Annotated in this window: 14 protein-coding genes and 2 pseudogenes; 9 read left to right on the top strand and 7 right to left on the bottom strand. The window is 65.3% G+C overall.

Going from position 1 to position 21,576, the window contains the following annotated elements:
- Nucleotides 1–381: 381 nt before the first annotated feature.
- From QJT82_RS07940 to QJT82_RS07930, 3 genes are read left to right on the top strand one after another with little or no spacing between them, the layout of a single operon-like run.
- Nucleotides 382–2,124: an iron ABC transporter permease gene (locus QJT82_RS07940; protein WP_028338895.1), complete on the top strand. Its 1,743-nt coding sequence runs from the start codon at nt 382–384 to the stop codon at nt 2,122–2,124.
- 23 nt (nt 2,125–2,147) lie between these two features.
- The gene (locus QJT82_RS07935) at nt 2,148–3,173 is read left to right on the top strand and encodes an extracellular solute-binding protein (RefSeq protein ID WP_245288631.1); all 1,026 of its coding nucleotides are present in this window, start codon (nt 2,148–2,150) and stop codon (nt 3,171–3,173) included.
- Between the two features lie 15 nt (nt 3,174–3,188).
- Nucleotides 3,189–4,292: an ABC transporter ATP-binding protein gene (locus tag QJT82_RS07930; RefSeq protein ID WP_028338893.1), complete on the top strand. Its 1,104-nt coding sequence runs from the start codon at nt 3,189–3,191 to the stop codon at nt 4,290–4,292.
- A gap of 67 nt (nt 4,293–4,359) precedes the next feature.
- Here QJT82_RS07930 and QJT82_RS07925 read toward each other — a convergent pair whose 3' ends face one another.
- Nucleotides 4,360–5,148 carry an IclR family transcriptional regulator gene (locus QJT82_RS07925; protein ID WP_028338892.1) on the bottom strand — a complete coding sequence of 263 codons (789 nt, stop codon included), beginning with the start codon at nt 5,146–5,148 and terminating at the stop codon, nt 4,360–4,362.
- A gap of 123 nt (nt 5,149–5,271) precedes the next feature.
- Here QJT82_RS07925 and QJT82_RS07920 point away from each other — a divergent pair.
- Nucleotides 5,272–7,089, top strand: a pseudogene (locus tag QJT82_RS07920) (NAD(P)/FAD-dependent oxidoreductase).
- Between the two features lie 49 nt (nt 7,090–7,138).
- Entirely contained in the window at nt 7,139–9,082 is a 1,944-nt protein-coding gene (locus QJT82_RS07915) for an alkyl sulfatase dimerization domain-containing protein (protein ID WP_028338890.1), read from the top strand.
- 145 nt (nt 9,083–9,227) lie between these two features.
- Here the strand turns inward: QJT82_RS07915 and QJT82_RS07910 are convergent, their stop codons facing one another.
- The 6 genes and pseudogenes from QJT82_RS07910 to QJT82_RS07885 form a co-directional block, all read right to left on the bottom strand.
- Nucleotides 9,228–9,932, bottom strand: coding sequence for an ABC transporter ATP-binding protein (locus QJT82_RS07910; protein WP_028338889.1), 705 nt, complete (start codon nt 9,930–9,932; stop codon nt 9,228–9,230).
- The gene (locus QJT82_RS07905) at nt 9,925–10,674 is read right to left on the bottom strand and encodes an ABC transporter ATP-binding protein (RefSeq protein WP_028338888.1); all 750 of its coding nucleotides are present in this window, start codon (nt 10,672–10,674) and stop codon (nt 9,925–9,927) included. The genes QJT82_RS07910 and QJT82_RS07905 overlap by 8 nt, the downstream gene beginning before the upstream one ends.
- A gap of 10 nt (nt 10,675–10,684) precedes the next feature.
- Nucleotides 10,685–11,671 (bottom strand): branched-chain amino acid ABC transporter permease, encoded by a 987-nt coding sequence (locus tag QJT82_RS07900; RefSeq protein ID WP_028338887.1) that lies wholly within the window; start codon nt 11,669–11,671, stop codon nt 10,685–10,687.
- Nucleotides 11,671–12,540: pseudogene (locus tag QJT82_RS07895) on the bottom strand (branched-chain amino acid ABC transporter permease). The gene QJT82_RS07900 and the pseudogene QJT82_RS07895 overlap by 1 nt, the downstream one beginning before the upstream one ends.
- Before the next feature lie 16 nt (nt 12,541–12,556).
- Nucleotides 12,557–13,810, bottom strand: a complete 1,254-nt coding sequence (locus tag QJT82_RS07890) for an ABC transporter substrate-binding protein (RefSeq protein ID WP_028338886.1) — start codon at nt 13,808–13,810, stop codon at nt 12,557–12,559.
- A gap of 302 nt (nt 13,811–14,112) precedes the next feature.
- On the bottom strand, nt 14,113–15,180 hold the full coding sequence (locus tag QJT82_RS07885; RefSeq protein WP_028338885.1) for a glycosyltransferase family 4 protein: 1,068 nt from the start codon (nt 15,178–15,180) through the stop codon (nt 14,113–14,115).
- Between the two features lie 312 nt (nt 15,181–15,492).
- Here QJT82_RS07885 and QJT82_RS07880 point away from each other — a divergent pair, with 312 nt between their 5' ends.
- The 4 genes from QJT82_RS07880 to QJT82_RS07865 all read left to right on the top strand — a co-directional run bounded on the left by QJT82_RS07880 (nt 15,493) and on the right by QJT82_RS07865 (nt 21,498).
- A complete protein-coding gene (locus QJT82_RS07880) occupies nt 15,493–17,256 on the top strand; it encodes an ABC transporter ATP-binding protein (protein WP_028338884.1) in 1,764 nt (587 codons plus the stop codon).
- Nucleotides 17,257–17,340: 84 nt separating this feature from the next.
- A complete protein-coding gene (locus tag QJT82_RS07875) occupies nt 17,341–19,542 on the top strand; it encodes an amylo-alpha-1,6-glucosidase (protein WP_028338883.1) in 2,202 nt (733 codons plus the stop codon).
- A gap of 47 nt (nt 19,543–19,589) precedes the next feature.
- Complete coding sequence (locus QJT82_RS07870) at nt 19,590–20,171, top strand: PRC-barrel domain-containing protein (protein ID WP_245288630.1); 582 nt, start codon at nt 19,590–19,592, stop codon at nt 20,169–20,171.
- Between the two features lie 88 nt (nt 20,172–20,259).
- The gene (locus QJT82_RS07865; RefSeq protein WP_028338881.1) at nt 20,260–21,498 is read left to right on the top strand and encodes an MFS transporter; all 1,239 of its coding nucleotides are present in this window, start codon (nt 20,260–20,262) and stop codon (nt 21,496–21,498) included.
- The last annotated feature ends 78 nt before the right edge of the window (nt 21,499–21,576 follow it).

Below are 21,576 nucleotides of genomic sequence, written 5' to 3'. Positions count from 1 at the left end.
ACGCCGACGTCGGCCCGGACTGTTCCGGGCCGACGTCCCGGCAGCCTACACAGCCACTGTCGTCCCTGCGAAAGCAGGGACCCATAACCACAAATGCCGATTGTTGCGCGATGCTGATACGACGAGTCCCGCTCACAACATCCGCCGCGGGGTATGGGTCCCTGCTTTCGCAGGGACGACACCGAGATTGTGGCCCGCGAGCGCGATCAATCCGAATTCGTGTTCCCGCGCTGCGTCACAGAAACGCGCCCAAGCGACTTTCGGATAGCTTGCGTCACAGTCGCGATCGACTACCCTTGGTATACAAGCAGGCCCGGCGTCAGATCGGGCCGCAAGAGGGAACGCGCATTGCACGGACAGGCCGACCGGCGCAGCGAAGCCATGCGAAGCGCCAGCGAGGGAACTCGCCGCCGCGCGTTCACCGGCCTCTGGGTCGCGGCATTGCTGGCGATCCTGACCTTCCTGGTCATCTATCCCGTCTTCATGCTGCTGCTCGGCGCGCTCACCGACACCAATCCGGTGGTCGACGGCATCCGTCTCAGCCTGAGCCATTTGTCGATCGCCAATTTCCTCGCCGTGCTGGCCAATCCGAACGTCGCCGAAGCGCTACTCAACACGCTGATCGCCTGCGGTGGCGGCACGGTGATCGCGGTCGCGATCGGGCTCCTGTTCTCCTGGATCGTGGTGCGCACCAACACGCCGTTCAAGGGCTTCATCGCCGCCGCCAGCATCCTGCCGCTGTTCGCGCCGCCGCTGGTCGCGGGGGTGGCCTGGGCCATTCTCGGTTCGCCGAAGACCGGCTTAATCAACACGATGTTCAAGTGGATGGGCTCCGACCTGCGCGTCGATCTCTATTCGATGTGGGGCCTGGTGTTCGTGTTCGGCATCTACTACGCGCCGTACGTCTACATGTTCACCTCGTCGGCGCTGCGCAACATGGACCCGAGCCTGGAGGAGGCCGCGGAAATCTCCGGCGCGAGCCCGGTCGCGACCCTGTTCACGGTGACGTTCCCGCTGATCATGCCGGCTATCGTCTCGGGCATGCTGCTGTCGTTCATCGTGATGCTCGGCATCTACGGCATCCCGGCCGTGCTCGGCGCGCCGACCAACCTGAACGTGCTCACCACCTACATCTTCAAGCTCACCAACTGGTCGCCGCCGCTCTACAACACCGCGGCGGCGGTCGCCATCATCCTGATGGTGGTCACGGGGCTGCTGGTCTATCTGCAGCAGAAGCTGCTGAGCGGACGCAGCTATACCACCGTCGCGGGCAAGGCGTTCCGGCCGCGCAGCCTCGATCTCGGGCCGTGGCGCTGGCTCACCTTCGCGATCGGGATCGTCTACCTCCTCATCGTCGTAGTGCTGCCGTCGCTGGCACTGATCGTCGCGGCGTTCCGCAAGTTCATGTTCATCCGCGACGTCGCGAGCCTGTTCGACATGCGGCAATATTCGCTGACGCATTTCGAGAGCATCTTCGACAATCCGTTGACGATGCGGTCGATCTACAATGCGGTCGAGGTGGGCGTCATCACGGCTGTTGTCGGCGGCGCGCTCGCCTTTGCGATCGGCTACACCATTCATCGCACCCGCGTCAGCGGGCGCGGCGCCATCGACCTGATCTCGACCCTGCCGGTCGCGATCCCCGGGCTGGTGGTCGGCGTCGCCTATCTCTGGGCCTGGATCGGCATACCGGGCGGGCTCTACGGCACGATCTGGATTCTCGCGCTGGCCTTCATCGCGCGCTTCATGCCGGACACCGTGAAGGCGCTGTCGACCTCGTTCCTGCAAATCCACCGCGAGCTCGAGGAGGCGGCCTGGGTCTGCGGCAAGGGCGTGCTCGGCACCATCAGGACCATCGTGTTGCCGCTGGCGAGGCCGGGCGTGCTGGCGTCGATGACGCTGCTGTTCGTGCTGGCGATCCGCGAGCTCGGCTCGTCGCTGTTCCTCTACACCAGCAACACCATGGTGATGTCGGTGCTGCTGCTCGACTATTACGAGGGCGGCAATATCGGCAAGACCGCGGCCTTCAGCCTGGTGCAGACGGTGCTGCTCGGCGTCCTGATCGGCGGCGCCAACTGGCTGTCGCGCGGATCAGCGCAGGGCAACGTGGCGCGGACCGGATAACAACGAATAAGGGGAGGATTGCGATGGATAGACGAACCTTCACCACACTGGCCTTGGCAAGCGTGGCGGCGCTTGCATTGGCGCCTGCGGCACAGGCGCAGGAGTTCGGCTCGACGGAGTTGATCGCGGCGGCCAAGTCCGAAGGCAAGCTCGTCTACTACACCGCGAACTTCGCCGAGATCGAGCAGCAGGTCATCAAGGCCTTCAACAAGCGCTTTCCCGAGATCAAGGTCGAGATGGTCCGCGCGCCCGGCGGCCAGCTGATCACCCGCGTCAAGACGGAGGCCGCGGCCGGCAAGCTGATCGCCGATGTCGTCGACCACTCCGACCGCGCGCTGATGCAGCCGCTGGAGGACCTGTTCCAGGATTACGCGCCGCCGAACGCGGCCGATTACGATCCGCATGCGCTGATCTCGCCGAAATACTGGCCGCGCGCGACGATCGCCTGGTCGATCGCCTACAACACCGAGCTGGTGAAGGATCCGCCGAAATCCTGGATGGACCTGACCAAGCCGCAATATGACAAGCTGATCGGGCAGGTGTTCGCGCAGTCCGGCGGCACCACCTGGACGCGGATCATGTTCGAGCGCCAGGTGCTCGGCGAAGACTACTGGGCCAAGCAGGCCGCGACCCATCCGGTGCTGTATCCCTCCGGCGCGCCGACGGCCGATGCGCTGGTGCGCGGCGAGATCGCGATCGCGCCGCTGCTCTACAACGTGATCTACCAGAAGAAGAAGGACGGCGCGCCGATCGAGATCTTCTTTCCGCCTGAAGGTGCTCCGGTCAATCCCTACGCGACCGGCATTCCGAAGACGGCGGCTCACCCCAACGCAGCAAAGCTGTTCCTGAACTGGTGCCTGTCCAAGGAAGGACAGACCTTCATGATCAAGGAGCTCGGCAATCTCACATCCCTGAAGGCGCCGCCGGCATATCCGGAGGGGTTCGATCCAAAGGTGGTCAAGCTCTGGTATCCGAAGTTCGACGAGTATGTGAAGCTGCATGCGGCGTGGGTCGCGGACTGGGACAAGACGTTTGGCTACCGGCAATAGGCTGATGGTGCAGCGATGACGGCGACGCTCGAAGTCACCGATCTCAGGAAGCAGTTTTCGATCGGCCGCCCGGCCATCGACGGCGTCAGCTTTGGCGTGCCGGCCGGCGAGATCGTGGTGCTGCTGGGGCCGTCCGGCTGCGGCAAGACCACGACGCTGCGCTGCGTCGCCGGGCTCGAGCATCCGACCGGTGGCGAGATCAGCATTTCCGGGCGGGTGGTTTCGTCGCCGGCAAGCGGCATTCTCGTGCCGCCGCGTTCGCGCGATCTCGGCATGGTGTTCCAGTCCTATGCGGTGTGGCCGCATATGACGGTGCGGCAGAACGTGATCTATCCGCTGAAGCACCGCAGGATCGGGCGCACCGATGCTGCCCGCATGGTCGAGGAGGCGCTGGCGCTGGTCGGACTGTCCGACTATGCCGACCGCCCGGTGGTGGCGCTGTCGGGCGGCCAGATGCAGCGCGTCGCGCTGGCGCGCAGCATGGTGTACCGGCCGCAACTGTTGCTGCTCGACGAGCCGCTATCGAACCTCGATGCCAAACTGCGCCTGCGGCTGCGCGACGATCTTCGCGTCATCCTCAAGCAGACCGGAATGACCGCGCTCTACGTCACCCATGACCAGGCCGAGGCGGTCGTGCTCGGCGACCGGATCGGCGTGATGCGCGACGGCAAGCTGTTGCAGATGGATACGCCCGACGTGATCTACAATCGGCCGGCCGATCTGTTCGTCGCCAATTTCACCGGTGCCACCAACGAGCTCGCAGGCACGCTCGTCACATGCAATGGCCGCTATGGCGTGGTCGATTTCGGTGACGGCCGGCGAGGCGAGGTCGCGCTGTGCCAGGCGCTCAAGCCGGACGAGAAAGTGCGGATCGCGCTGCGGCCCGAAAACATCGCGATCGGTCGGCCCGACGGCGCCAACACGTTCTCGGCCAAGGTGCTCGACCGCAGATATCAGGGCACCCAGACCGCCTACGGCATCGAGCTGTTCGGCAAGCGGCTGGAAGCGATCGAACTCGGCACCGCCGCGCGCCATCAGGTCGGCGTCGAGGCACAGGTCGAGTTGCCGCGCGAATGCCTGTGGGCCTACCGCGACAACGGGCCGGCATCGCATGACTAGCGTGACCGCGGCCGTTGTCGGTTCGCAATGATGTGAGGTGAGGCGACCCATGCCGCGGGTTCGCCTGTTAGCCTTCCTCCACCAGCGCGCGGATGCTGCGGGCGAGTCCGAGGATGCGCGGGCCGCATTCGCGCTCGATCTGCTCGGCGCTGAAGCGGAAAGAGGGGACGCCGCAATTGACCGACAGGCATTCGCCGGTCGGCGTGCGATAGAGCGGGGCGGCGACGCCGAAGATCTCGCGCCGCCATTCGCCGAGCGAGACGGCAAAGCCGCGCTCGCGGCACAATTCGATGTCGGGCAACGTGCGCTTCTGCACGTAGTCGAACTCGTCGGGGCGCTCGGCCTTGACGCGCGCGACATAGGCGCCGAGCTCTTCGTCGGTGAACAGCGACAGCAGTGCGCGCCCGACCGCGGTCGGCGCCAGCGTGCTGACAAAGCCGACGTCGGGCACGTGCGGCGCCGTATCCGTCGTGCGCAGCGTCTCGACATAGATGAAGTCGATGCCGAACGGCATCGCGATCGACACCGTACCGCCGGCATAGGTCGCGAAGTCGCGCATCAGCGGACGCGCGAGCTGGCGCACCTTCAGCGAGGACAACACAGGATAGGCGGCGGCGAGCGCGCCCAGCCCGAGCACGAAGCGGCCCTTGGTGTCGCGCCTGAGATAGCCGAGCTGCTCGAGCGTGTAGGTCAGCCGCGACACCGTCGGCCGCGACAGGCCGGTATGCAACGCGAGCTCGGCATTCGACAGCGAGCCCGGATGACGGCGAAATGCCGCCAGCACGTCGAGGCCATGCGCCAGGGTGGTCGCAAAGGACGGATCCGCCTGAACCTCGGCAGGGGAAGATGCTGTCATACGGAATATTGGTCTCAGATGGTCAGATTTGTCAATATATCGAAATGAATTTGCAAATCGTGTCGATATCGGTTTATCTGCCGGGAATAAGGACAAGGAACCGCTGGAGCGAGGCGCCTCCCGATGACGATGACCGAGCAAGCCCGAGACGCAAAGCCCGCCGCGATCGACAAGGCGCGGCTGCGCCTGAAGTATCAGGAGGAACGCAACAAGCGGCTGCGTCCCGACGGCAACGACCAGTATCTCCAGATCAAGGGCCAGCTCGCGCACTATCTCGACGATCCCTACACGCCGGTCGTTGAGCGCGCGCCGAAGACCGACCACGTCACCTTCGCCTTCATCGGCGGTGGTTTTGCCGGGCTCGCCACCGCGGCGCGGCTGACCGAGGCCGGGATCAAGGATGTCCGCATCGTCGAGAAGGGCGGCGATTTCGGCGGCACCTGGTACTGGAACCGGTATCCGGGCGCGCAGTGCGACACGGCGTCGATGGTCTACATGCCGCTGCTCGAAGAGACCGGCCACATGCCGTCGGAGAAATACGCGCATGCGCCGGAGATCCTCGCGCACTGCCAGCGGATCGGCCGGCAATTCAATCTCTACGACAACGCGCTGTTTCACACCGAGGTGACGAGCCTCGATTGGAACGCGGCGCAATCGCGCTGGACCGTCCGCACCACGCGGGGCGACGCCTTCACCGCGCAATATGTCGGCATCGGCACCGGCCCGCTGCATGTGCCGAAGCTGCCCGGCATTCCCGGCATCGAGCGCTACAAGGGCCACTCGTTCCACACCAGCCGCTGGGATTACGACTACACCGGCGGCGATCCCAAGGGCGCGCTGATGGAGAGGCTTGCCGACAAGCGCGTCGGCATCATCGGCACCGGCGCGACCTCGGTGCAATGCATTCCGCACCTCGCGCGCGCCTGCAAGGAGCTCTACGTATTCCAGCGCACGCCGTCGTCGGTCGATGTGCGCGGCAACGGGCCGATCGATCCCGACTGGTTTGCCGAGATCGCGACGCCGGGCTGGCAACAGCGCTGGCTGGAGAATTTCACCGCCAACCAGGCCGGCGGATCGGCCGAGGAAGATCTGGTGCAGGACGGCTGGACCGACCTGTCGAAGCGGATCCGCGCCAAGATCATGCTGCTGCCGCGCGAGCAGCGAAGCGTGGAAAACATGCGGGCGGCGTTCGAGGATTCCGACTTCGAGAAGATGGAGGAAATCCGCAACCGGATCGACACCATCGTCCGCGATGCCGACACCGCCAGGAATCTCAAGGCCTGGTACGGCCAGCTCTGCAAGCGGCCGTGCTTCCACGACGCCTATCTTCAGGCGTTCAACACCCCTAGCACCCATCTGGTCGATACCGACGGCAGAGGCGTCGAGGAGATCACCGAGAACGGGATCGTCGTCGCCGGCAAGGAATACGCGCTCGACTGCATCATCTACGCGTCCGGCTTCGAGGTCGGAAGTCGGATCGTAGCCATGTCGTTCTGTGAGCCAAGGAGTTGCCAGACATATTTGTCTTCCTAAGACCGCTTGGCCTCCGACTCCAAGCACGGCATCCACGTGCACGGTTTCCCCAACGTGTTCTTCGTGCAGCCGACCCAGGGCGCCAATCTGATCTCCAACGTGCCGCACAATCTGACCGAAGCGGCGCGCACCATCGCGCTGATGGTCGGTCACGCGCAGGACAACGGCTTCAAGGAAATCGAGGTCAGCAAGGAAGCCGAGGATCGCTGGGTCGAACTGCTGCTGACCGGCGTCGGCCGGATGATCGGCGGGCCGGATTGCACGCCCGGCTACTACAACAATGAGGGCCGTGAGCCCGGTCCCGCCGCCAAGCTCAATGTCGGCCATCCCTCGGGCGCGCTGGCCTACTTCAAATATATCGACGGCTGGCGCCGCAGCGGCCAGTTCGAGGGCGTACAATTCCGCTGAGGGAAGCGCGATCGGAACCGATTTCCGCCAATCGAGGGAGTGCTTGAGTATGGCCCAGACAACCGCAGGCGAAACGTCGCACGAAGGTCCGAAGGCGGCGTCCGCACCGGTCATCGCGCAGCACGCGGCGACGCTCAAGGCGCTGCCGTTCGCCGACACCAGGGATTTCGACGACGCCGCGCGCGGCTTTCTCGGCACCATCGAGAACGCGCGCGTCACCTCGGCCCAGGGCAGGGTGGTCTGGAGCCTCGAGCCTTACGGATTCCTGTCGGAGGAGAAAGCGCCCGCGACCGTCGATCCGAGCCTGTGGCGGCAGTCGCGGCTCAATATGCATCACGGCCTGTTCGAGGTGGTGCCGGGCGTCTACCAGGTGCGCGGCCTCGACATCGCCAACATGACGCTGATCGAGGGCGACAAGGGCGTCATCGTGGTCGACACGCTGACCTCGATCGAGGGCGCGCGCGCCGCGATGGAGCTGTACTTCCAGCATCGCGGCAAGCGGCCGGTCGCCGCCGTGATCTTCACGCATACCCACACCGACCATTGGGGCGGCGCGCGCGGTGTGCTCGACGACGCCATGCTGGCGGCGGGCGTACCGATCATCGCGCCGAACTTCTTCATGGAGCACGCGGTCTCCGAGAACATCATCGCGGGGCCGGCGATGCTGCGCCGCGCGCAATACCAGTTCGGGCCGTTCCTCGCCAAGGGCGTGCGCGGCCATGTCGATTGTGGCCTCGGCAAGACCATGGCGGCGGGTGGCGTGGCGCTGCTGCGGCCGACCGATTTGATCATCGCCACCGGCGACAAGCGCGTGATCGACGGCGTCGAGTTCGAATTCCAGATGGCGCCCAACAGCGAAGCGCCGGCGGAGATGCATTTCTTCATCCCGCGCTACAAGCTGTTGAACCTCGCCGAAAATTGCACCCACAACTTCCACAATCTGCTGCCGTTCCGCGGCGCCGATGTGCGCGATGCGCTGGCCTGGTCGAAATATCTCGGCGAGGCGCTGCAGATGTGGGGCGGCAAGGCGGAAGCGATGTGCGGCCAGCACCACTGGCCGGTGTGGGGGCAGGCGCGGATCGACACCATGATCCGCGAGCAGCGCGACCTCTACAAATACGCGCATGACCAGACCATCCGTCTGATGAACCACGGCCTCAACGCGGCCGAGATCGCCGAGACGATCCGCCTGCCGCAGAGCCTGGAGGGCGCCTGGCACGGCCGCGGCTACTACGGCCATATCAGGCACAACGTGAAGGCGATCTACCAGAAGTACCTCGGCTGGTACGACGCCAACCCGGTCCATCTCGATCCGCTGCCGCCAGTCGAGGCCGGCAAGAAATATGTCGAGTATATGGGCGGCGCCGATGCGATCCTGAAACGCGCCGCGGCGGATTTTGCCAAGGGCGAATTCCGTTTCGTGGCGCAGGCCGTCAGCCATCTCGTGTTCGCGGAGCCTGATAATCAGGCCGCGCGTTCGCTCCTCGCCGATACGTTCGAGCAGCTCGGCTACGCCGCGGAAAGCTCGACCTGGCGCAACGCCTATCTGTTCGGTGCGCAGGAACTGCGGCAGGGCATGCCGAAGACGCCGCCGCGCTCGCCGATGCCGCGCGAGACGCTGGCTGCGCTGCGCACCGAGCAGCTCTGGGACGTGCTCGGCATCCGCCTCAACGGCCCCAAGGCCGAAGGCAAGCGCTTCGTGCTGAACTGGAGCTTCACCGACACCGGCGAGACCTTCGTGCTCAATCTCGAGAATTCCGCCCTGACCTACGTCGGGGGTGCGCAGGCGGCCGATGCGCAGGCGAGCTTCACGCTGGCGCGCAGCGTGCTCGACGAGGTCATCGCCAAGCTGACCACGTTCCCGGACGCCGTCGATGCCGGCAGGATCAAGGCATCAGGCGAGCCGCAGCGGCTCGGTGAATTGATGGCGCTGATGGACGAATTCCCGCGGATGTTCGAGATTGTCGAGCCGAAGCGGACGGCGGTGACGTAGAGCCGCGCACGCGGAATTTACAAACCGTCACCCTGAGGAGCGCGGAACGCGCGTCTCGAAGGGTCGACGGCCCGGCTGGTGGCCGATTCATCCTTCGAGACGCCGCTACGCGGCTCCTCAGGATGACGGGTTAGCAGACGATGCCTCAAATCCCGAGATACGCTGCCTGTACCTGCTTGTTGCCTGCGAGCTCGGCGCTGGTGCCCTGCATGATCACGTTGCCGCTTTCCAACACATAGGCGCGCTGCACCAGTGACAGCGCGCGGCTGACATTCTGCTCGACCAAGAGGATCGCGGTGCCCATTTTGTGGATCTCGCCGATCTTCTCGAAGGTCACGTCGGTCATGACAGGCGCGAGGCCGAGCGAGGGCTCGTCCAGCATCAACAGGCGGGGCTTCAACATCAGCCCGCGGCCGACCGCGACCATCTGCTGCTCGCCGCCGCTCATGGTGCCGGCGAGCTGTTTCCTGCGGTCGGCGAGCCGCGGGAAGATGCTGTAGACGAGCTCCATCGTGCGTGCGCGATCCGCCTTGGCCTTCGGCGTGTAGGCGCCGATCTCGAGATTCTCTTGCACCGTCATTTCCGGGAACACCTGGCGGCCTTCAGGGACGTGCGCGATGCCGAGCTCGGGAATCCGGTAAGGCGGCAGCGTGGCGAGGTCGACGCCATCGAACGTGACCTTGCCGCTGAACAGCTTGACGAGGCCGGAGACGGCGCGCAGCGTCGTGCTCTTGCCGGCACCGTTGGCACCGAGCAGGCCGACGGCTTCGCCCTCGCCAATGGAGATGCTGACGTCGGTGATGGCGGGGACCGAGCCGTAGCTGGCGCTGACGCGGGAGAGCTCAAGCATGGGCGTCTCCCTGCGCCGGCGGATGCACGTAGGAGCCGAGATAGGCGCGGATCACTTCCGGATTCTCCACGATCTCCTTCGGCGCGCCCTCGGCGATCTTCTGGCCGTGGTCGAGCACCACGATGTGGCGCGCCACCGCCATGATCGCGCGCATCACATGCTCGACGATCACGATGGTCAGCCCGCTGGCGGAGAGCTTCTTCACCAGCGCCACCGCCTGGTCGATCTCGGCCGGGTTGAGCCCGGCCATCACCTCATCGAGCAGCAGGATCCTGGGCTGCGTTGCCAGCGCGCGGGCCATTTCCAGCCGGCGCTGGTCGATGGTGGTGAGGTCCTTGGCCGGCGTCTGCTCCTTGGCGCCGAGGCCGACGAACTCGATCGCCTCGCGCGCCTTGTTGCGCGCGGCCGCGATATGGCGGTCGCGCAGGAACGCGCCGGTCATCACATTGGCGAGCACCGTCATCGCGCCGAACGGCTTTGCCACCTGGAAGGTGCGGGCAAGGCCGAGCGCGCAGACGTCATGCGGCTTGAGCCCCACGACCTCGTGGCCGAAGGCGAGCACCGAGCCGGAATCCGGCCGGTGAAATCCCGTGATCAAATGAAAGCTCGTGGTCTTGCCGGCGCCGTTCGGCCCGATTAGCGCGACCGTCTCGTTCTCCTGAACGGTGAAGCTGACATCCTGGACGGCACGCAGGCCGCCGAAGCGCTTGCTGAGACCCTTGATGACCAGTGCTTCTGCCATCGCGACGACCTCAGGCGCGCGCCGGCTTGCGCCGGGCGGTGCGATGGTAGATATCGATCGCGAACCCGATCAGCCCGGTCGGCCGCCACAGGATCACAGCCATCAGGATCAGGCTGTAGACCGTGAGCTGGATGCCGCCCACCGAGCTGCCGAGCCAGCTCTGCAGCAGCGCCGACGTGGTCTCCAACAGCACGGTGCCGATCACCGGCCCCCACAGCGTGCCGATGCCGCCGACGATCGACACCAGCGCCGCCTCGATCGAGACGTTGAAGCTGAACGCGGTCGCAGGATCGATGAAGTAGATGTACTGCGTGTAGAACGTCCCAGCGAGCGCGGTCAGGAACGCGCTGATCATGTAGATGTCGCGCTTGACCTTCGGCGCGTTGACGCCGACCGCTTCGGCGGCGTCCTCATCCTCGCCGATCGCGACGAGATAGTAGCCGATCCAGGATTTCTCGATTCTGTGGGTGATCCATAGCCCGACCACGAGCAGGCCGAGCACGACGTAATAGTAAGACGACTTCTCCTCGAACTGCATCATCAACGGCGCACTGCCGAGGTTCGGGATCGTGGTGCCTTCGGCGCCCCAGGCAAAGTCGCGGAACTTGAGGAAGATCAGCATCAGCACCTGGGCGGTCGCGATGGTGGCGATGGTGAAGTAGGGGCCGCGCAGGCGGAAGCAGAGCCAGCCGATCGGCAGGCTCGCGAGCATCGCGACCACGCCGCCCGCGATCATCCCGATCCAGGGCGAGATGCCGTAATTCACCTGCATGATGGTCGAGGTGTAGGCGCCGAGCCCGAAATAGGCGGCGTGCCCGAGCGACAGCTGCTTGGCGTAGCCGCCCATCAGGTTCCAGGCGACGCCGATGAAGGAGAACAGCAGGATGCGGATGAAGATGTCGATCGCGAACGATGAGGTGACGAGCTGGAGCAAGGCGAGCATGACGGCGGCCCCGATCGCGAGCCACAGCCATTTGAAGTTGCTGGACGTCCGCATCACCGGCCCCTCCTGGCGCCGAGCCCGCTCGGCCTGAAGGCAAGCGTCAGCAGCAGCAGCGCGAACACCACGATAAGGCCGGAATCGGCGCCGACGAACTGGATGCCGAGCGATTCCGCGACGCCCATCATCAGGCTTGCGATCAGCGCGCCCATCACATTGCCGAGCGTGCCCATCACGACGGCGACGAACGCCATCAGCACGAACACCTGGCCGACGAATGGATAGGCCGAATAGAACGGCATCAGCAGCGAGCCGGCGGCGCCCGCGAGCGCCAGCGCGGTGCCGAACGCGACCGCGAACACGCGGTTCGGATTGATCCCCATCAGCATCGCGACGTCGCGGTTCTGCGACGCCGCGCGCATGGCGCGGCCGAGATCCGTGGTGTGCAGGAACACCCACAGCAGCCCGCTCAGCGCCATTGCGACCGCGAAGGCGATCAGTTTCGCCACCGGTATGTACAGCCCGCCGATGTGTCACGCCGCATCCGAATAGGACGTGTGGACGGTGCGGTAGTTGGCGCTGAACAACATCAGCGAGAGATTGAGCAGCAACAGCGACAGCGCGAAGGTCAGGAAGATCTGCGGCATGTCGTTCGGCCCCAGCACCCTGCGGATCAGGAAATGCTGGATCAGGACGCCGGCGAGGAACAGCACCGGCATCGAGACCACGAGCGAGACCAGCGGATCGATGCCGAACTGGGTGGCGAGGAAGAACGAGATATACATCCCGATCATCACGAACTCGCCCTGGGCGAAGTTGACGATCTTGACCACGCCGAAGATCAGCGTGACGCCGATACTGACAAGCGCGTAGATGCCGCCGATGAGCAGGCCGTTGATCACGGCCTGGGCCAGTGTCTCCCACATGCGATGCGACCGCGGCTCAGGTCTTCATCAGCGGGGCGCGGGCGTCTTCCTTCGGGAAGACGCTAACGAGATCGGTGTTCTGCCACTGCACGCCGACCGGGCGGCCGTAGACGTTCTTGCCGTCCGGCCCGAACTTCACCTTGCCGCCCGGCGCCATCGCAGCAAAGCCCGAGGAGACATCGAGCGTCGAGAGCGCCTCGCGCACCTTCTTGGGATCGGCGGAGGCGGCGCGCTCCAGCGCGTCGGCCAGCATGAAGGTCTGCGCGACCAGGCCGCCGGCATATTCGAACGCGAATTCGCCGGTGCGCTTCTTGAATTCGACATTCACCTTCTGCGCGTCGTCGCTGACATCATGGTTCCAGTGCGCGACGCCCTGCAGGCCCTCGGCGGCATTGCCGACATTCTTGTAGAAGTCCGGCATCACGAAGCCGCCGGAGCCGCCGTTGATCGCGATGTTGAGCCCGACCTGCTTCACGGTGCGCACGATCAGGATGAGGTCGTTGAGATAGGACAGCGAGAACAGCGTGTTGGCGCCGGAGGCCTTGACCTTGTTGATCAGCGGGCTCGCGTCGGTGAACCCGGCCGAATAGGGCTCGAACATCACGATCTCGACGCCTTCGCCCGGCGCCAGCTCCTTCAGCCCGTTCGAGGTCGAGGTGCCGAACGCAGTGTTCTCGAAAATCACGGCGACCTTGGCCTGCTCGCTGACCAGCTTGGCCATCTGCAGCTGCGCCTTGGCAAACTGCGAGGCGCGCGCGAACGGCGTGAAGGTGTAGGTGCGTCCCTTGTTGAGCTGATCGGAGCTCGATCCGGTGATGATCGGGACCTTCGCCCGTTCGCAGACTTCGCTCGCGATCAAGGTCAGCGCGCTCGCATAGCAGCCATGGATCGCCGACAGCTTGTTGCCCGTGATCAGGCGGTCGGTCTCGGTGCGCGTCACCGTGGTGTCGCTCTGCACGTCCGAGACGATGAGGTTGAGCTTGGCGCCGCCGAGCGACTTGATGCCGCCGGCCTCGTTGACCATGTCGACCGCGAGCTTGGCCGCAGCTACGCAGCCGACGCCGATCTGCGCCATGCTGCCGGTGGTCGGATAGAGCGCGCCAATGTTGATCGGGTCGGCCGCCCAGCCGCGCAGCGGAACGGCGCCGAACGCGCCTGCCGCCAACACGCCGCCGGTTTTGGCGAGGAATTTGCGGCGGTTCAGCTTCTTTTGTGAGGCTTTGATCGGTGCGGCATTATTAATGGCCGACGGCTTGCGGTCCCCTGTCATGGCGTTCCCCCCTGCGCGATCACGGCACGGTTGCTCCGTCCGCTCGCTTATTATTTTTGCTCAAGCGGGGCGCATAAGAGCAAGTAATTCGGCATTCGCAAAGGCGATATCGGCCGAACTCATGGGGAAACCTGTCATCGCTGGTGCGTCGCAGCAATCGCGCGACGCACGCATGCGGATTGTTTTGCTGCGTGAGAGTTGCCGACGCACGCGACGGTATTATTGACAATCGAATGACCCGACGGACCGGCACGGATGGTGCCGGCCGGCTCGCCGGATCATTCGATCGGCCGCTGCAACTGCTACTCCGCGCTGGCCACCAGCTTGAAGCGTGGTTCGGCTTCCATCAGGCTGCGGAAGGCGGCGAGATAGTCGAGCGCCATGCGCCGCGCGGTAAAGCGGGTCTCGAACTGCTTACGGATCGCGTCGCGATTGAGCGTTCCGAGGCGGCCGACGGAGGAGATCGCACTGATCTCGTCCTCGACGATGAAGCCGGTCAGACCATCCTCGATGATCTCCGGCACCGAGCCGCGGTTATAGGCGATGACGGGCGTGCCGCAGGCCATCGCTTCGATCATCACGAGGCCGAACGGCTCCGGCCAGTCGATCGGAACCAGCAGCCCGATCGCGCCGCTGAGAAAATCCGGCTTCTCGCGGTCGCTGATCTCGCCGATGAACTCGACCAACGGGTTGCTGGTGATGAGTGGCTTGATCAACTCATCGTAATATTCCTGGTCGGCACGATCGACCTTGGCCGCGATCTTCAGTGGAATGCCGCAGCGGGTTGCGATCTTGATCGCGCGATCGACGCCTTTCTCCGGTGCGATCCGCCCGAGCACCGCGAGGTAGGACGGCTTCGCCGGTTGCGGCGTCAGCAGATTCTCCGGCAGGCCGTGATGGATCGTGCGCACCCAATGCGCCTGCGGCACCGGCCGCCGCTGCGCGTTGGAGATCGAGATCACCGGAATCTTGGAGAAGGTGTTGAAGACCGGCTGATGCTCCGGCAGGTCGAGCCGTCCGTGCAATGTGGTGACGAACGGCGTCGGCTGCCGCGAGAACAGCGACCACGGATAGTAGTCAAGATGGCAGTGCAGGAAGTCGAACTCCTCGTCGTCGGCCTTCTGCCGCACGCGTTCCAGCATCACCATGTGGAGCGCATTGGGATCGCGGACCGAGCCGTCGAGCCGCAGTGCCTTCGGCCAGGTCGCATCGAGCTTCGCGGAGGTTTGAGAATCGCCACTGGCGAACAACGTCACGTCATGTCCAAGTGTTACAAGTTCTTCGGTCAGCCAGTGCACGACCCGTTCGGTGCCGCCGTAGAGCTTGGGGGGAACAGCCTCCGTCAGCGGGGCAACCTGCGCGATGCGCATCTCTCCGTCTCCTGTTTGTAATGTGGAATGAACTACCCTCAGCCCTCAGATGGCACCGACATGCCAAAGACGGGAACGTTCTCGCACGTGCGAGGTTCCTTAGATGTGGGAGATCTGTCGCTTCTTTCTTCCATCACACTGTGGTCTTGCTGATGCCATCTCGCTCCAACACGTTTTTGCCTACGCCAGCGTTGCAAAATTGTTGCGCAGTGATGGCCGCATCAAGGAATCCCACCGCCGCCCTTCACGTCATCGTGCGCGAGAGCTTCGACTAAATTTTCTCGTTCACCTTCAACAGCTTTGCAGGACGTCATGGACCATCTGTCAGGATACGCGCATCGCCCATTTCCCTTTGTGCTGCGCTATCTGCGCCGGCGTCTGCCGTCGCATGTTGTGATTTTGTCAGCCGTGGTTGCGGCGGTTGCCTGTTCGGTAGGCACGCAATACGGAGTGAAGAATCTGGTCGATGCGTTGTCGGCGGGGCCATCGGCCGCGAACGGCGTATGGCTGGCATTCGCTCTGCTCATGTCGCTGATCGCAGCCGACAACTTCCTGTGGCGGATCGCGAGCTGGACCGCGAGCTACACCTTTGTCAGCGTCACCGGCGACCTTCGCCGCGATATGTTCCGCCATCTCACCGGTCACGCGCCGAGCTATTTCACGGACCGGCTGCCGGGCATGCTGACCAGCCGGATCACGGCGACGTCGAACGCCGTGTTCACCGTCGAGAACATGTTTGTGTGGAACGTGTTGCCGCCCTGCATCGCAACCTTCGCGGCGATTGCCTTGGTTGGAACCGTCAGCGTGACGATGTCGGCGGTGCTGATCCTGATCGCGGGAACCATGGTGGTGGCCATGTTCCGGATGGCCGCCGCCGGCCGGCCGTTGCACGACGATTTCGCCAACAGGGCGGCTGCCGTGGACGGCGAAATGGTCGACGTCATCAACAACCTGCCGCTGGTGCGCGCGTTCTGCGGCCTCGGCTATGAGCACGACCGCTTCGATGCGACCGTCAATCGGGAACTCGTCGCGCGCGGGCGTTCCCTGCGCTATCTCGAAAAGCTCCGTCTCGTTCACGCCGGCGTGACCGTCATTCTGACGATCGCGATGCTGGCCTGGGCCCTCAGCCTCTGGCAGCAGGGCGCGGCGACCACCGGCGACGTGGTGCTGGTGTGCACGCTCGGCATCTCGATCCTCAGCGCCACCCGCGATCTCGCGGTCGCGCTGGTTGACGTCACCCAGCATGTCGCCCGGCTGACCGAGGCGCTGGCGACGCTGCTGCAGCCGCACGAGCTGAAGGACCATCCGGAGGCCGAGGCGCTGGTGAAGAGCGGTGCCGCGATCGCCTTCAACAATGTCGCGTTCCGCTATCCCGGCGGCCTGCAGGTGTTCGAGCGCTTCAGCCTGCGCATCCAGCCCGGCCAGCGGGTCGGCCTGGTCGGCCAGTCCGGCGGTGGCAAGTCAACATTGTTTACCCTTCTGCAGCGCTTCTACGACGTCGAGCAGGGCAACATCACCGTCGACGGCCAGGACATCTCGCGCGTCACCCAGCAGAGCTTGCGCGCGGCAATCTCGGTGGTGCCGCAGGATATCTCGCTGTTCCACCGTTCGATCCTGGAGAACATCCGCTACGGCCGGCCGGACGCCACCGACGACGAGGTGCTGCGGGCGGCGATCGCGGCGCGCTGCGACTTCATCGAATCCTTGCCCGAGGGCATGAACACCATCGTCGGCGATCGCGGCGTCAAGGTCTCCGGCGGCCAGCGCCAGCGGATCGCGATCGCGCGCGCCTTCCTGAAGGACGCGCCGATCCTGCTGCTCGACGAGGCCACCGCGGCGCTCGATGCGGACTCCGAGGAGGCGATCCGCGAGGCGTTGTCGCGGCTGATGCGCGGGCGTACCGTGGTCGCAATCGCGCACCGCCTCGCGACGCTGCGCAGCTTCGATCGCGTGATCGTGCTGCAGGGCGGCCGCATCGTCGAGGACGGTCCGCCCGATATCCTCGTGAAGGGAAGGGGCCCCTACCGCGACCTGGTCGCGCGCGAGATGGGCCGCCTCTCCACCAGCGCGGCCTGACCCCGCGTTTCTCAAGCGTGTTTGTGCGTTCCGGTGCGTTCGTTCGAGCCGAAGTGGAGCCAAGCAAAGTCGCCAGAGGTTCAGATGGCAGCTGACGTCGTTACGCAGATCATCACCGCTCGCATCACTGAGCACGTCGCCGAATCGCCGTTCTACATTCCGATGACCGGGCCCGCGGCACGGCCGCGGCGCTCGCTCAAGCATGACGACACTTTCATCGTGCTCGACAGCCATGGCGACATCGGCGCCTCAGCCGGCGGGCCGGACGGCCTGTTCAACGCCGATACACGCTATCTGGCGCGGCTGGAAATGGTGCTGGAGGACGTGCAGCCGCTCCTGCTCGGCTCCAACATGCGCGACGACAATTCGGCGCTGACGGTCGATCTCACCAATTCCGACGTCTATCGCGACGACCGCCTGACCCTGCCGAAGGACACGCTGCACATCGTGCGCTCGATCTTCCTGTGGCGCGGCACGGCCTATCAGCGCATCGGCCTGCAGAATCACGGCGATCATGCCGCGAGCTTCGATCTCACGCTGCTGTTCGACAACGACTTTGCCGATCTGTTCGAGGTGCGCGGCGAGCGCCGGCCGCGGCGGGGCATCGGCTCGAGCAAGCTGCTCGGACCGACCGACGTGGTGCTGGAATATTGCGGCCTCGACGAGCAGACGCGGATCACCGCGCTGCATTTCGATCCGCGGCCGACGCGGCTGTCGGTCAACGCGGCGACCTATCATTTCGATCTCGAGCCGGGGCAGGTCACGTCGCTGTTCGTCGCGGTCTCCTGCAACAAGCCGATCATGCAGAAGCCGGTGCCGTTCTTCCGTGGCCTGCTGGCGCATCGCCGCGAGATGCGGACCTCGTCGGCCGGCGCGGCCAGCATCGAGACCTCTAACAACATCTTCAACGAGGTGCTGTGCCAGGCGATGGCCGACCTCAACATGCTGATGACCGAGACGCCGCAGGGCCGTTATCCCTATGCCGGCATTCCCTGGTATTCGACGACGTTCGGCCGCGACGGGCTGATCACCGCGCTGCAGATGCTGTGGATCGATCCGCGGATCGCCAAGGGCGTTCTGAAGCGGCTCGCGCTGTTCCAGGCCAAGGCGGTCGATCCGCTGGCCGATGCCGCGCCGGGCAAGATCCTGCACGAGATGCGCGGCGGCGAGATGGCCGCGCTTCGCGAGGTGCCGTTCGCGCATTATTACGGCAGCGTCGATTCCACTCCGCTGTTCGTGCTGCTCGCCGGGCTCTATCTGGAGCGCACCGGCGATTTGGAGACGCTGCGCGAGCTGTGGCCCGCGGTCGAGGCCGGCTTGCAATGGATCGACGGCCCGGGCGATCCGGATCGCGACGGCTTCGTCGAATACCAGCGCGCCACCGAGCAGGGGCTTCGCAATCAAGGCTGGAAGGATTCGTTCGACGCCATCTTCCACGCCGACGGAACGCTTGCCGAGGGCAATATCGCGCTGGCGGAAGTGCAGGGCTATGTGTTTGCCGGCAAGCAGCTTGCCGCGCGCGCGGCGCGCAAACTCGGCTTTGCGGACAAGGCTGCGAAGCTGGAAGCCGAGGCCGAGCGGCTGCGCGAGCGGTTCGAGGAAGCATTCTGGTGCGAGGAGCTCGGCACCTATGCGGTCGCGCTCGACGGCGCCAAGCAGCCGTGCAAGGTGCGCACGTCGAATGCCGGCCAGACATTGTTTTCCGGCATGGTGCGGGAAGACCGCGCGCGACGGGTCGCCGCCGACCTGATGAGCCAGAAGTTCTTCTCGGGTTGGGGCATCCGCACCGTCGCCGCGGGCGAAGCGCGCTACAACCCGATGTCCTATCACGATGGCTCGATCTGGCCGCATGACAATGCGCTGATCGCGCTCGGATTTGCGCGCTACGGCCTCAAGCATTCGGTCGCGCATCTGTTCAAGGGCCTGTTCGATGCCGCAAGCTATATGGAACTGCGACGGCTGCCGGAGCTGTTCTGCGGCTTCCGCCGCGAGCGCCGGCGCGGCCCCGTGCTCTATCCCGTGGCCTGTGCACCGCAGGCCTGGGCGAGCGCAACGCCGTTCACGCTGCTGGAGGCGGCGCTCGGCCTCGAGTTCGACACCGCGCGCGGCGAGATTCGCTTGCGCGATCCGCGGCTGCCGGAGTTCCTCAACGACGTGGTGCTGCGCGACCTCAGGCTCGGCGCCTCCAGCGTCGATTTGAGGCTGCGCCGCCATGGCGACGAGGTGTCGCTCGAAGTGTTGCGCACGCGCGGTCAGATCCAGGTGTCGATCGTGCTGACGCATTGAGCGTCGTCGCGCGGCATGCGTGCGCTGGGAACCGCGGGGAGAGTAACATGCGTCCGAGGATTTTGATGATGCTGGTCGCAGCGGCGCTGCTGACATGCGCGGGTGTCCGTGCCGCCGACGACGAAGCGCCGGCGCCGACACCATCGCCGCCGCCGGCGGCCCAGGCGCCGCCAGCAGCTCAGGCGCCGCCCGCAACTCCCGCGCCGCCAGCAACCCAGGCAGCACCAAAGGAGCAGGCCAAGGAACCCTCAAAGGAATTGTCCAAGGAGCCGTCGCCGCCGCCGTCGGTGACCGTGATCGGGGCGCGCGATGCGCACGGCATTCTCGGGCGCGACGTTCGCAGTTCCGCCAATGAGAACATGGGCCGCATCGTCGACGTCATTGTCGACCGCGACGGCAAGGTCCGCGCCGCGGTGATCGATTTCGGCGGCTTCCTCGGCGTCGGCAGCCGCAAGATCGTGGTCGATTGGAACGCGCTGCGTTTCGCCGGTGTTTCCAGCAAGAGCGACAGCATCACGCTGGACCTCAACAAGCAGCAGGTCAGCGCTGCACCCGAGTACAAGGAAGATACGCCGCTGATCGTGCTGGGCGCGGCGGGAAGCCTGCATCCATGGGATTACGAACATTAGGGGGGTAAAGCTGGTCGCGCGTCCGAACTCTTCTTTAGAGACGGTTGGCGACGGTCGTGGCAAGCGATCAGCCGGCGGTACTAATGTTGTGCCGCTCGCCCCCGATCAAGGCAGTCCCGAGGAACCGCGTGCGCCGTCGCGCGAGAGCCAGCGCGGCCTCGACTGGTTCATCTTCTTCCTGGCCGACGTGCAGACCGGCTTCGGCCCGTTCGTCGCGGTCTATCTGACGACGCAGAAATGGACCCAGGTCGAGATCGGCTTCGTGCTCTCGATCGGCGGCATCATCGGCCTCTTGGGCCAGATGCCCGGTGGAGCGATCGTCGATGCGGCGCGCTCGGAGCGGGTCGTTGCGGGTTGTGCGGTGGCCGCGATCGGCGCCAGTGCGCTGGCCTACGCGCTCTGGCCGATCTTTCCCGTGGTGACGCTCGCCGCGACGCTGCACGCGCTCGCGAGCTGCGTGCTCGGTCCGGCGATCGCCGCGATCAGCCTCGGCTTGGTCGGGCCGCTTGCGATCGGCGAGCGGCTCGGCCGCAACGCGCGCTTCGCCTCGCTCGGCAGCGGCTCGGCCGCGGCACTGATGGGCGCCTGCGGCTATCTGCTGTCGAGCCGATCGGTGTTCCTCGTCACCTTCATCCTGGCGATCCCGACGCTGTTGTCGCTGGCCCGGATCCGCGAGCGCGAGATCGACATCGCGCAGGCCCATGGCGAGGTGAAACGGGAAGTCCCCGACAAGCGCGCCACCAGCGTCGTCAGCCTGGTGCGGCAGCGGCCGCTCTTGATCTTCGCCGGCGCGATGATGCTGTTCCAGCTCGCCAATGCCGCGATGCTGCCCTTGATGGCGGGCGTGGTGACGACACGGTCGAGCCAATGGGCGCCGGTCCTGATCGCGGCCTGCATCATTGTGCCGCAGGCGATCGTCGCGCTGTCCTCGCCGTCGGTCGGCCGCAAGGCGCAGGCCTGGGGGCGGCGGCCGCTACTGTTGATCGCATTCGCCGCGCTGGCGATCCGCGGCCTGTTGTTCGCGACGGTGCGCGACCCCTATGTGCTGGTCATGGTGCAGATTTTCGACGGCATCACCGCGGCGATCTTCAGCGTGATGGTGCCGCTGATCGTGGCCGACGTCGCCTTCGGCAGCGGCCATTTCAACCTGGCGCAGGGCATTGTCGGAACCGCGGTCGGCATTGGCGCGTCGCTCAGCACGGTGCTGGCCGGCTATGTCAGCGACAAGCTCGGCAGCAGCACCGCCTTCATGGGCCTCGCCGGGATCGCCGCGTTCGGACTGTTCGTGATCTGGCTGGTGATGCCGGAGACGCGGCGGACGGCATGATGGCAGGGCGCAACCGCGGCATCATTGGCCGCCACCGACCGGACCAGGGATGCGGCTACGGGCCCGTTTTGCTGCGCG

The sequence above is a fragment of the Bradyrhizobium sp. Mp19 genome (genome assembly GCF_029952935.1).
Classification (GTDB): domain Bacteria; phylum Pseudomonadota; class Alphaproteobacteria; order Rhizobiales; family Xanthobacteraceae; genus Bradyrhizobium; species Bradyrhizobium elkanii.
The sequence above is the reverse complement of the archived record's forward strand: the minus strand, read 5'-3'. Positions and strand labels throughout refer to the sequence as shown.

Bases quoted from the DNA above. Each gene is read 5' to 3' on its own strand.
- QJT82_RS07940 (WP_028338895.1), top strand. From the start codon at position 382: ATGCGAAGCGCCAGCGAGGGAACTCGCCGCCGCGCGTTCACCGGCCTC.
- QJT82_RS07935 (WP_245288631.1), top strand. From the start codon at position 2,148: ATGGATAGACGAACCTTCACCACACTGGCCTTGGCAAGCGTGGCGGCG.
- QJT82_RS07930 (WP_028338893.1), top strand. From the start codon at position 3,189: ATGACGGCGACGCTCGAAGTCACCGATCTCAGGAAGCAGTTTTCGATC.
- QJT82_RS07925 (WP_028338892.1), bottom strand. From the start codon at position 5,148: ATGACAGCATCTTCCCCTGCCGAGGTTCAGGCGGATCCGTCCTTTGCG.
- QJT82_RS07915 (WP_028338890.1), top strand. From the start codon at position 7,139: ATGGCCCAGACAACCGCAGGCGAAACGTCGCACGAAGGTCCGAAGGCG.
- QJT82_RS07910 (WP_028338889.1), bottom strand. From the start codon at position 9,932: ATGCTTGAGCTCTCCCGCGTCAGCGCCAGCTACGGCTCGGTCCCCGCC.
- QJT82_RS07905 (WP_028338888.1), bottom strand. From the start codon at position 10,674: ATGGCAGAAGCACTGGTCATCAAGGGTCTCAGCAAGCGCTTCGGCGGC.
- QJT82_RS07900 (WP_028338887.1), bottom strand. From the start codon at position 11,671: ATGCGGACGTCCAGCAACTTCAAATGGCTGTGGCTCGCGATCGGGGCC.
- QJT82_RS07890 (WP_028338886.1), bottom strand. From the start codon at position 13,810: ATGACAGGGGACCGCAAGCCGTCGGCCATTAATAATGCCGCACCGATC.
- QJT82_RS07885 (WP_028338885.1), bottom strand. From the start codon at position 15,180: ATGCGCATCGCGCAGGTTGCCCCGCTGACGGAGGCTGTTCCCCCCAAG.
- QJT82_RS07880 (WP_028338884.1), top strand. From the start codon at position 15,493: ATGGACCATCTGTCAGGATACGCGCATCGCCCATTTCCCTTTGTGCTG.
- QJT82_RS07875 (WP_028338883.1), top strand. From the start codon at position 17,341: ATGGCAGCTGACGTCGTTACGCAGATCATCACCGCTCGCATCACTGAG.
- QJT82_RS07870 (WP_245288630.1), top strand. From the start codon at position 19,590: ATGCGTCCGAGGATTTTGATGATGCTGGTCGCAGCGGCGCTGCTGACA.